Raw genomic sequence first — 9535 nt, 5'->3', positions numbered from 1 at the left:
TCACCCGGTGACCCGCCTCCAACAGGTGCGCCGCCACCACGCTCCCGACGTAACCGGCACCGCCCGTGACCAGGTACTTGCCCATGCCCTTCGACCTCCCGCAGTCATGCCGTCGATACTCGAACAGATTCCAACAAAAACAAACGCAAGTCAACGTTCTTTCCGTTGATTCGTGGTCGGTACCGGCGTGTCGGCAGGCTCGGGCGGAATGCCCGTTTGGCCCGGACCCGGCCGGTGAGACGACTGCCGACCGAGTCCGGCCACGAGAGGAGTCAGACCATGACTGGCACGACCACCGGCACCGGGACGGCGCAGCAGGAGGACGTCGTCGACGTCCTGCTGGCGCAGCACCGGCGGATCCGGGAACTGTTCGCCGACGTCCGCGCCGCGCAGGGCGAGCACAAGCAGCAGGCGTTCGACGAACTGCGGGCGCTGCTGGCGGTCCACGAGACCGGCGAGGAGATGGTGGTGCGGCCCGCGGCCAAGCGCGCGGCCGGGGAGAGCGAGGTGTCGGCCCGCAACGAGGAGGAGGCCGAGGCCAACCGCGCCCTGCTGGAGCTGGAGAAGATGGACGTGGCGAGCCCCGAGTTCGACGCCGAACTGGCCGCCTTCCAGCTGGCGGTCGAGGCCCACGCGCGGCACGAGGAGACGGAGGAGTTCCCCGCCCTGCGGGCCTCCTGCGACCCGGAACAGCGCCGGACGATGGGCCGCCGCCTCCTGGCGGCCGAGCGGATCGCACCGACCCACCCGCACCCGGGCACCGCCGGCAAACCGGCCCTGCAGTGGACGGTGGGCCCGTTCGCCTCCCTGCTGGACCGGGCCAAGGACGCCTTCGCCCACCACCGCGACTGAGACCGGACCGCCCGGCGGTCCGACGCCCGGCGCCCCGCGCAGCAGACGGCCCCCGGCCCCTCCGCACCCGCGGACGGGCCGGGGGCCGTCGCGCGCTCCCGCCCGGCCGTCCCTCGGCCGATCACCCCGGGCCGGGTGGAAAACCACGGTTGGACACACCTCCCGGGGGTAGCCGCCCCACATGGTGACCGTGGGTGTGGAAGAGGAGTACCTGCTGTTGGACGCCGACACCGGAGTGCCGGTGGCCAGGGCCGAACAGGTCCGGCGGGCAGCCGACCTGCAACCGGAGATCGACCGGTCCGAGGTGCAACGCGAGCTGCTACAGGCCCAGTTGGAGATCGCCACCCCGGTCTGCGAGACGCTCGACGAGGTCGGCGCCCACCTGGAGCGGCTGCGCGGCGCCCTCGCGGCCGCCGCCGCCGAGCACGGCTGCCGACTGGCCGCCTGCGGCGCCGCGCCCTTCGCCGACCGCCTGTCGGTGCCGGTCAGTGACACCCCCCGCTACCGCACCCTGCGCGCGACCGCCCCGCGGCTGACCGACGAACAGCTGATCACCGGCATGCACGTGCACGTCGGCGTGCCGGACCGCGACGCCGGCGTCGCCGTCCTCAACGGCCTGCGCCGCTGGCTGCCGCTGATCGTCGGGCTGTCCGCCAACTCGCCGCTGTGGAACGGCGTCGACACCGGCTTCGCCGACTGGCGGACCGTGGTCTTCAGCCGCTGGCCGGTCACCGGGGTGCCCCCGCTGTTCGACGGCGCCGACGACTACGACAAGCGCATCCGCACCCTGGTCGACACCGGGCTGATCGGCGACACGGGCCAGCTCTACTGGCAGGCCAGGCTCTCCGAGCGGTACCCCACCGTGGAGACCAGGGCGATGGACGTCCAACTCCGGGTCGACGAGGCCGTGATGCTGGCCGGTCTGGTCCGGGCGGTCGTCACCACCCTCCGCACCGACCCCGACCGCGCCGCCGCGCCCCCGGCGCCCCACCCCGAGGAACTGGCCGCCGCCGTCTGGTACGCCGCCCGCCACGGCTGCACCGAACGCCTCTACGACCCGTTCACCGGCACGCTGGACTCCCCGCCGACGGTAGTGGACCGCGTCCTGGACGCCCTCGGCCCCGCGCTCCGCGACGCCGGGGACACCGCCACGGTCGAGTCCGGCCTCAGCCGCTTCCTCACCGAGGGCAACGGCGCCGTCCGTCAGCGCCGCGCGCTGCGCCGCGACGGCCGCACCGGGCTGGTCGACCTCATCACCGACGTCACCGCCGGGACGCGGTCCGGGGAGCCCGACGGCGAACCCGCCCCGTGAACCGGCACCCGGCCCGGCGCGCGGACCAGCGCACGGACCGGGCCGGGGCGGGCCGCACCGCCGGGGCGGCTACCGCGCCCCGGCGGTCCCGTGCCGTTCCCAGGCCGCCCGCCGCAGGTCCGCGTCCAGCAGGACGTCCACGGCGGTGCGGGCCAGCGCCTCGGTGACGGACAGCAGCACCGACCTGGCCCGGGGGGAGGCCGCGGCGGCGGCGAACTCGGGGGTGTGGTCGGACCCGCTCTCGTCCATGATCGCGACGAACGGGTGGATGGCGGGCACCCGCGCGCTGACGTTGCCGACGTCCGACGAGCCCAGCAGGACCCCCGGCCGGGGCGGGGTGAGGGTGATGCCCGCCCCGGCCAGGTGCGCGGCGAAGCGCTCGGACAGCACCGCGCTGTCCCGGAAGTGCTCGTAGCGCACGGTGGCCCGCTCCACCGTCACCGAAGCGCCCGTGGCCGTGGCCACGCCCTCCGCGCAGGTGCGCAACCGCGCCGCCAGGTCGTCCAGTTCGGCGGTGGTGGCGGCCCGCAGCCCGAACAGGCCCTCGGCGAGGTCGGGCACGATGTTCGTCGCCGTGCCCCCGGCCGTGACGATGCCCTGCACGTGGGAGGCGGCCGGGAGCCGCCGGCCCAGCGCGGACAGCACGTTGAACAGCTCGACCAGCGAGGCCAGCGCGTCGATGCCGTGCGTGGGATCGCCCGTCGGGTGGGCGGCGCGGCCGTGGTACGTCACCCGGTACTGCTCCTGCGCGGTCAGCACCGCGTGCGTCCAGTCGTGGACGCCGGGGTGGAACATCAGCGCGGCGTCGATCCCGTCGAACACCCCCGCCTCCACCTCCAGGGCCTTGCCGCCGCCGCCCTCCTCCGCCGGCGTCCCGACCGCCACCACCGTCCCGGCGTCCTCCGGCAGCACCGCGCGGGCCGCCAGCGCCGCCCCCAGCCCGGCCGCCGCGATCAGGTTGTGGCCGCAGGCGTGCCCGAGCCCGGGCAGCGCGTCGTACTCCAGCAGCAGGGCCACCGCCGGACGGCCCCGGCCGGCCGAGGCGGTGAACGCCGTCGGCAGTCCCGCCACGCCCCGGCGCACCTCGAAGCCGGCCCGCTCCAGCTCGCCCGTCAGCAGCGCGGCGGCCCGGTGCTCGGCGAAGGCGCACTCGGGATCGGCGTGCAGGGCGCGGGCCACCCCCCACAGCTCCCCCGACCGGAGGCGCACCTCCTCGCGGACACGTTCGTACAGGTCATCGTGGGTGTCAGGCACCTGGGCTCCCGAGGCTCGACGCGTACCGTCCCCACCCGTCTGCCACGCCCCGCCGCCTCCACACCTGGGCCGCCCCCCCCGCCCCGCGCCCGGTCGCGGACCGGCGGCTCACAGCCGCAGCACGACCAGGGCGGTGTCGTCGGTCAGCCCGGCGGGCGGGACGAGGTCGGCGAGCAGGGCGTCGGCCAGCGGCCCGGGGGCGGCACGGCGGTGGCGGACCAGCGAGCGGGCCAGCCGGTCGAGGCCGGCGTCGATGTCCTCGCGACGGCGCTCGACCAGGCCGTCGGTGTACAGCACGAGGACGGAACCCTCGGCGAAGGCCGTCCGCGACTGGGGGCGGCCGGCGTACTCGGGGCGGGCGCCCAGCGGCGGGTCGGTGGCCAGCTCCAGGAAGGACACGGCCCCGTCCGGCCCGCACAGCGCGGGCGGCGGGTGCCCGGCGCTGCTGTACGCGAGGGTGCGGTCGGCCCAGTCGATGAAGACCGACACGGCGGTGGTGTTCTCCGCGCCGTCCACCGAGCGGGCGTACCGGTCGAGCACCTCCAGGGCCCGGGCGGGGCCGGCGGCGACCCGGGAGGCGGCCGACAGGGCGCTGCGCAGCTGGCCCATCACCCCGGCCGCGCGCAGCCCGTGCCCGACCACGTCGCCGACGGCCACCGCGGTGCGCCCGTCGTCGGGCAGGTCGACCAGGTCGTACCAGTCGCCGCAGACGTTCAGCGCCCCGGCGGCGGGCCGGTAGCGCACGGCCGCCCGGTGGTGGCCCAGCGGGTGGGGCGCGGGCAGCATCGCCTCCTGCAGGTGCAGGGCCACCTCCCGTTCGCGGGCGTGGGCCCGGCGCAGGCGCTCGTTGACGCCCTGGAGCTCCCGGGCCCGGGTGTAGAGCTCGGCCTCCAGGACCCGGTTCCGGTCGCCGCCGGGGGCGCTGCGGGCCCTGATCAGCTCGGTGACCTCCTCGACCCGGTGCAGCAGGAGCACCACCTCCCCGTCCGGGCCGAGGACGGGGACGTTGACCGGGCTCCAGTAGCGCTCCCGCCACCGCCCGGGCCGCTCGGGGTCCTCCACGTCGTAGCGCTGAAGGGCCATGGTGTCGCGTTCGCCGGAGGCCGCGACGCGCCGCAGCGAGGCGGACAGGTTGCGCACGCCGGTGGCCCCCGGGTCGTGGGGGTTGTCCGGGAAGACGTCGAACAGGAAACGCCCGAGCAGCTGCGCGCGGTCGTGCCCGGACAGCAGCAGGTACGCCTCGTTCGCGTCCGCGAACACCAGCTCGGGGGAGAGCAGGGCGGCCGCACCGGGCAGGGCCTGGAAGACGGCCCGGTAGTCGATGACGGGTCCGCTCACGATCCACCTGCCGTATGCCGCGGGCTCCCGGTCGGGGAGTGCTTCCACGATAGGCACGAGCGCCCCGGGGCGGCCCGCGCTCCGCCCGGGCACGCGGGACCGGGCGCGCGGACGGGCGCATGGACGGGGGAGCGCCGGACACACGTGGAGCATGCGCACCAAGTGGACGACCCGGTCGGCGAGAGCGCGGCGCGCGGCCCCGTACGCGGGAGCCGCCCTGGCGGTGGCGGCCGCCGCCCTGGTGGGCGCCCGGGCGGCCGGCCCGGCGACGCCCTGGTACCGCTCGCTGGACAGACCCCGGTGGCAGCCCCCGTCGTGGGTGTTCCCGGCCGTGTGGACCCCGCTCTACGCCTCGATCGCGTGGAGCGCCGGACACGCGCTCGGCCGCGCCCGCGGCCGCGAGCGCACCGCCCTGGCCGCCGCGTACGGGACGAACCTGACGCTGAACGCCGGCTGGACCTGGCTCTTCTTCGGCCTGCGCAGCCCCGCCGCCGGAGTCGCGGGCAGCGTCCTCCTGAACGTCGACACCCTGTGGCTGATCAGGCGGACGGCGCGCCACGATCCCGCGGCCGCCACCGCGCTCGTCCCCTACGCCGCGTGGTGCCTCTTCGCCACGGCGCTCAGCGGGTCACTGGCCCGCCGCAACGGCTGAGCGAGCCCCCCGCCACCGGGCCGGCCCCGGCGTTTCCGGCTCCGGTGGCGGGAAAGACGCGCACGACCGGCCGCCCGGCACCGGGCGGCCCGACCCACCGAAGGAGAGGCCGATCCGATGGCACCCCACACACCCGGCACCCAGCCCCCGGGCCCCGGCGGCCCGGGGGGATCTAGCGGCCGCGAACAGCAGGCCCAGGAGCGCACCGTCCCCGGCACCGCCTCCGCCCGCGAGGGCTACCGGTCGGGCGGGGGAACGGCGGACGGCGACCCGCTCACCGGCGTGGAGACCGACCCCCGGGACGAATCCGACCAGGACGAGTCCGAGGAGCCCGGCGACCGGGAGGACGGCGGGCCGGACCGCCCCGGGCGGCGGGGCTGAACGGCCGTGCCCGCACCCCCCGGCTACGCGGTGGCCGCCTCCGGAGCCTGGTTCGACGAGGAGGACAACCGGCGGCTGCCCGCCGGTGAGGCGCACGCGTGGGAACCCGGGACCAACCAGACCCTGTGCGGCCTGTCGCTGCACCGCTCGCAGCTCCTGAGGTTCCCGCACGTCGCCTGGCCCGACGTCCGCCCGGAGAGCGGCGGCGCCGCCGACCGCATCCAGCGCGTCTGCCCCCGCTGCACCGCCGGGGCCACTCGCGGCCGGGACCGGGGCCGCCCGTGGACCCGCCGGGCCCCCCGCCCCTGAGCGGGCGCGCGCCTCCGCCCGCCGGGCATCCGCCCGGCGACCCGCAACGACCGGTGCACCAGGAACGACCGAAGGAGCCCGCCATGACCGACCCCGACCGCACGCCCGGCACCGAGCCGGAGACGCCCGGCACCGCCCCGGCCGACGAGGAGGGCCGCGACCCCACCGAGGGCCCGACCTCCGAGCAGAACCGCACGGCCGCCGGGGCCGCCAAGGCCGAGGGCGAGGACGACCCCCCCGACTGATCCCCGGCCGACCCCGAACCCGAACCCGTTCCCGACCGACCGACCGCCGACCGCCCGATCCGGGCACTACCCCAGAGGAGCAGCGGATGACCGAGTACGAACGCTCCCGCACCATGCCGGCCCTCCCGGAGCCGGTCTTCGACGAGGCGACCGCCCCGGGGCGGTTCGACGCGTGGATGCCCCGCGACCTGCACGTCCGGGTCGACGACCCGCCCGCGGCGACCGTGCACGAGGACCGCGACGGCACGGACGAACGCGCCCTGCTGAACACCCGGCGGGAGCAGTTGCGGATGGAGTGGGGCACCCGCGACGACGGGCGCTACGCCGGCTGGCTCCAGGTGGCCGGCCTGGACGCCGGGACGAGCCAGGTGACGGTCCACCTCTCCTTCTTCGACGAGGACTCCGCGCCCCCGCGCGAGACGGTCGAGCAGGAGCTGGACGAGAGCCTCGGCCGGCTGGAGGAACAGGTCCGCCTCCGGGTCGACGGCGCCGGCTGACCCCGGCCCGGGAGCCGGGGCGCCGGGGGCCCGTCCGACCGGGACGGCGTCCTCCGGACGGGTGGCCGGACTGGGCCGCACGGGTGGCCGGGCCGCGTCGGGGCCCGTCGGCGGCGGACCGGGGGCGGTGGCGGGGGGACAGTACGTCTCGGCCGACGCGTCGCACGCCATCCGCGCGCGCCGTCGGCCCGAGCACCCGAACCACCGGTGCCGCCCCGCCGGGGACGGCGCCCTTCCCGACACCGAGGAGTCGACATGTCCCGCACCCGAAAGTACTTCGCCGTCGTCGCGCTGGCCGCCACCGCCGTCCTGGGCACCGCCGGAGCGGCCTCCGCGTCGGCCGGCGCCGAGGGCGTGGCGGCCGGCTCGCCCGGCTTCCTCTCGGGCAACCTGATCCAGATCCCCGTGCACATCCCGGTCAACGTGTGCGGCAACAGCATCAGCGTGATCGGCGCGCTGAACCCGGCGTTCGGCAACCACTGCGCCAACATCGGCTGACGCCCCCGCCGACGGGTCCGCACCGCGACCCGCCGGCAGCGCGCAGGCCCCTCCCGGCGCCGGGAGGGGCCTGCGCGCGTCCCGGGCGGTTCAGCGCGTCCGGCCCGTCGCGCCCGGTCCGGCGTTCCCCGGGCCGCGGCGGACGAGCCGCCAGGCGCCGTGCTGGACCAGCAGGGTCAGGACGCCGGCCAGGACGATGCCGGACAGGTTGAGGGCGAGCTGCACGGCCGACCCCCAGCCCTGGGCGTACTCGCCGTAGGCGACGGCCACGGCGGCGTTGGCCGCGGCGGGGACGGTGGTGACCGAGATCGCCACGCCGACCAGGGCGGAGGACTTGGCGGAGGTGAGCGAGAGCAGGCCCGCGATGCCCGCCAGGAAGGCGACGACGAAGGACGTCGCGTCCGGCTGCCAGATGAACGAGGTGTTGGGCCGCGCGGCCGCGAACTCGGCGTCGCTGAACAGCCCCAGGGCGTCCATCAGCAGGGAGAAGCCCGCGGTGAACGCCATCGCCACCGTGAAGCCGACCGCCAGGGCGAGCAGGGACCGGACCGCCGGGCGGCCCCGGCGCCGCACGACGGCGACGCAGAGCCCGGCGAGCGGCCCGAACTCGGGGCCCACCGCCATCGCGCCGACGATCAGGACCGCGCTGTCGAGCACCGCGCCGCAGGCGGCGAGCATGGTGGCGACCGTCAGGAGCGCCAGGAAGACCCCGCTGAGCGTCGACTCCTCCTGGACGACCTCGGAGACCTCCTCCCACACCAGCGCGTCGGCCCCTTCGCCCGGCGCCTCCCGCTCCGCCTCGTCGGCCGCGCGGGAGAGGGTCAGCCCGACCTCGTCCAGGCTGATCGCCCCGCGCTCGTCCAGCCCCAACCCGCGCAGCTCGCCCAGCAGTTCGTCCGCGGCCTCGCGGGCCACGTCGCACAGCACCAGGTCTCCGGCGGGGCGCACCGCACCGCCGGGCAGCACCGCGAGGTGGGCGACGCCGACGCTGGAGTCGAGCCGTTCCAGGACCTGCTCGCGCAGGTCGGGGGGAACGATCAGGCGGAGCTGGAGCACGGGATCCTCCGGGCGGGCGGCGCGGTCAGCGCCCACCCTAGTGCTCTGCCCGGGAGCGCCCGCCGGGGCGGCACCACCACGGTGCGCCACCGGCGGGGCGGGCGACCCGCCCCGGTCGTCACAGGTCCGTGCCGGAGACCCAGACCACGGGGTGCGCCGGATCGGTCGTGCCGTCCACCGCGAGGGACCGGGGGCTGGACCCCCTGCCGCTGTCCGGGCCGTCCTGGCTGTACGCCATGCCGGGCCGGACCGGCGGGGTCAGGTCGCAGGGGCCCTCCGCCGGTCGGACGGGCGTTCCGGGGGGTGTAGCCGGTCCAGCCGCCCGTGAGGGGCCTCGTGGTCCCGCTCGGTGGTTCGAAACGGCTGGCCGTGAGGAGGGCGGCGAGGTCCCCCGGCGTGGTGGTGAAGCGCAGCTCCAGGCTGCTCTCCCCCTGCAAACCCCCCACGGTGGCAGTGAAGACGACGTTCGTGGCGGTGGGGGGCACGGCCAGACCGAAGTGTCCGGTCGCCTCGTAGAAGGAGAGGTTGTTGCCGTCGGTCTGCGGGCAGACCCGGGAGTCGGTCGCCGCGACGTGGTCGTCCGGCGGCCCGAACGCCGAGTCGAGCATCGACTTCGCACCCCAGCCGAGCAGGGCCAGCAGGACGGCGGCACTCACCGAGAGCGCCAGGCATCCAGGTCTCTGCATCGGTCCCCCCGTGAGTGCATCAGAGCGTGATCACAGTCGGCCCCCCGGCACCGGCCGATGTCCGGTGCACCGGTGCCGGGGGTGGCGGTTCAGGAGCGACGGCTCCGGCGGACGATCAGCCAGACCACCACGGCGACGCACACCACCACCAGGACCGACACCAGCAGGAAGCGGACCAGGCCGCCCTTGGACTTCTTCTTTTTCTTCTTCGCCGAGCTCTTCGCCAGCTGCACGGGCTCCTGCGCCCGCTGCCCGGCGGACACCTGCGCCCGCCCCCCGGCCGCCGGCACCGCCGCGGGCCCCTGCTGCCCGGCCGCGACCGCGGCCGTCCCCGGCGCCGCCACCGCCGCCGTCGTCGTGGCCGCCGCCGCCGTGCCGCCGGCCGACACGGCGCCGCCGCCCGCCAGCACCAGGGCCAGCAGCACCCCTGCCAGTCGTCTCCTCATCCGTCCCAC

At 76.5% G+C, this 9535-nt stretch carries 12 protein-coding genes; 8 read left to right on the top strand and 4 right to left on the bottom strand.

The features are described from left to right. Positions 1–279 precede the first annotated feature (279 nt). Positions 280–852, top strand: coding sequence for a hemerythrin domain-containing protein (locus tag OO48_RS27695; protein ID WP_033221102.1), 573 nt, complete (start codon positions 280–282; stop codon positions 850–852). Between the two features lie 181 nt (positions 853–1033). Further along, on the top strand, positions 1034–2164 hold the full coding sequence (locus OO48_RS27690; protein WP_051732932.1) for a carboxylate-amine ligase: 1131 nt from the start codon (positions 1034–1036) through the stop codon (positions 2162–2164). A gap of 69 nt (positions 2165–2233) precedes the next feature. Here OO48_RS27690 and OO48_RS27685 read toward each other — a convergent pair whose 3' ends face one another. Both OO48_RS27685 and OO48_RS27680 read right to left on the bottom strand, forming a co-directional pair. Next, the gene (locus OO48_RS27685; protein ID WP_033221100.1) at positions 2234–3418 is read right to left on the bottom strand and encodes an amidohydrolase; all 1185 of its coding nucleotides are present in this window, start codon (positions 3416–3418) and stop codon (positions 2234–2236) included. A 108-nt stretch (positions 3419–3526) separates the two neighbouring features. Beyond that, positions 3527–4756: a PP2C family protein-serine/threonine phosphatase gene (locus tag OO48_RS27680; protein WP_033221099.1), complete on the bottom strand. Its 1230-nt coding sequence runs from the start codon at positions 4754–4756 to the stop codon at positions 3527–3529. A 151-nt stretch (positions 4757–4907) separates the two neighbouring features. On the opposite strand from OO48_RS27680, the gene OO48_RS27675 reads away from it, so the two are divergent. From OO48_RS27675 to OO48_RS27655, 6 genes are all read left to right on the top strand, one after another. After that, entirely contained in the window at positions 4908–5408 is a 501-nt protein-coding gene (locus OO48_RS27675; RefSeq protein WP_033221098.1) for a TspO/MBR family protein, read from the top strand. Positions 5409–5525: 117 nt separating this feature from the next. After that, positions 5526–5789, top strand: a complete 264-nt coding sequence (locus OO48_RS27670) for a hypothetical protein (RefSeq protein ID WP_051732930.1) — start codon at positions 5526–5528, stop codon at positions 5787–5789. Between the two features lie 6 nt (positions 5790–5795). Beyond that, positions 5796–6098 (top strand): hypothetical protein, encoded by a 303-nt coding sequence (locus tag OO48_RS27665; RefSeq protein WP_033221097.1) that lies wholly within the window; start codon positions 5796–5798, stop codon positions 6096–6098. A gap of 83 nt (positions 6099–6181) precedes the next feature. Then, positions 6182–6343: a hypothetical protein gene (locus tag OO48_RS38600; protein ID WP_157845550.1), complete on the top strand. Its 162-nt coding sequence runs from the start codon at positions 6182–6184 to the stop codon at positions 6341–6343. A gap of 86 nt (positions 6344–6429) precedes the next feature. Next, entirely contained in the window at positions 6430–6840 is a 411-nt protein-coding gene (locus OO48_RS27660; RefSeq protein ID WP_033221096.1) for an SRPBCC family protein, read from the top strand. A gap of 255 nt (positions 6841–7095) precedes the next feature. Beyond that, positions 7096–7338 (top strand): chaplin, encoded by a 243-nt coding sequence (locus tag OO48_RS27655; RefSeq protein ID WP_033221095.1) that lies wholly within the window; start codon positions 7096–7098, stop codon positions 7336–7338. 90 nt (positions 7339–7428) lie between these two features. Here OO48_RS27655 and OO48_RS27650 read toward each other — a convergent pair whose 3' ends face one another. Together OO48_RS27650 and OO48_RS27645 are read right to left on the bottom strand one after the other, a co-directional pair. After that, positions 7429–8394 carry a DUF389 domain-containing protein gene (locus OO48_RS27650; RefSeq protein WP_051732928.1) on the bottom strand — a complete coding sequence of 322 codons (966 nt, stop codon included), beginning with the start codon at positions 8392–8394 and terminating at the stop codon, positions 7429–7431. Between the two features lie 775 nt (positions 8395–9169). Beyond that, positions 9170–9526, bottom strand: coding sequence for a hypothetical protein (locus OO48_RS27645; RefSeq protein ID WP_157845549.1), 357 nt, complete (start codon positions 9524–9526; stop codon positions 9170–9172). Positions 9527–9535 lie beyond the last annotated feature (9 nt).

Source organism: Kitasatospora phosalacinea (assembly GCF_000716545.1).
In the GTDB taxonomy this organism is placed as follows: Bacteria; Actinomycetota; Actinomycetes; order Streptomycetales; family Streptomycetaceae; genus Kitasatospora; species Kitasatospora phosalacinea.
The sequence above is the reverse complement of the archived record's forward strand: the minus strand, read 5'-3'. Positions and strand labels throughout refer to the sequence as shown.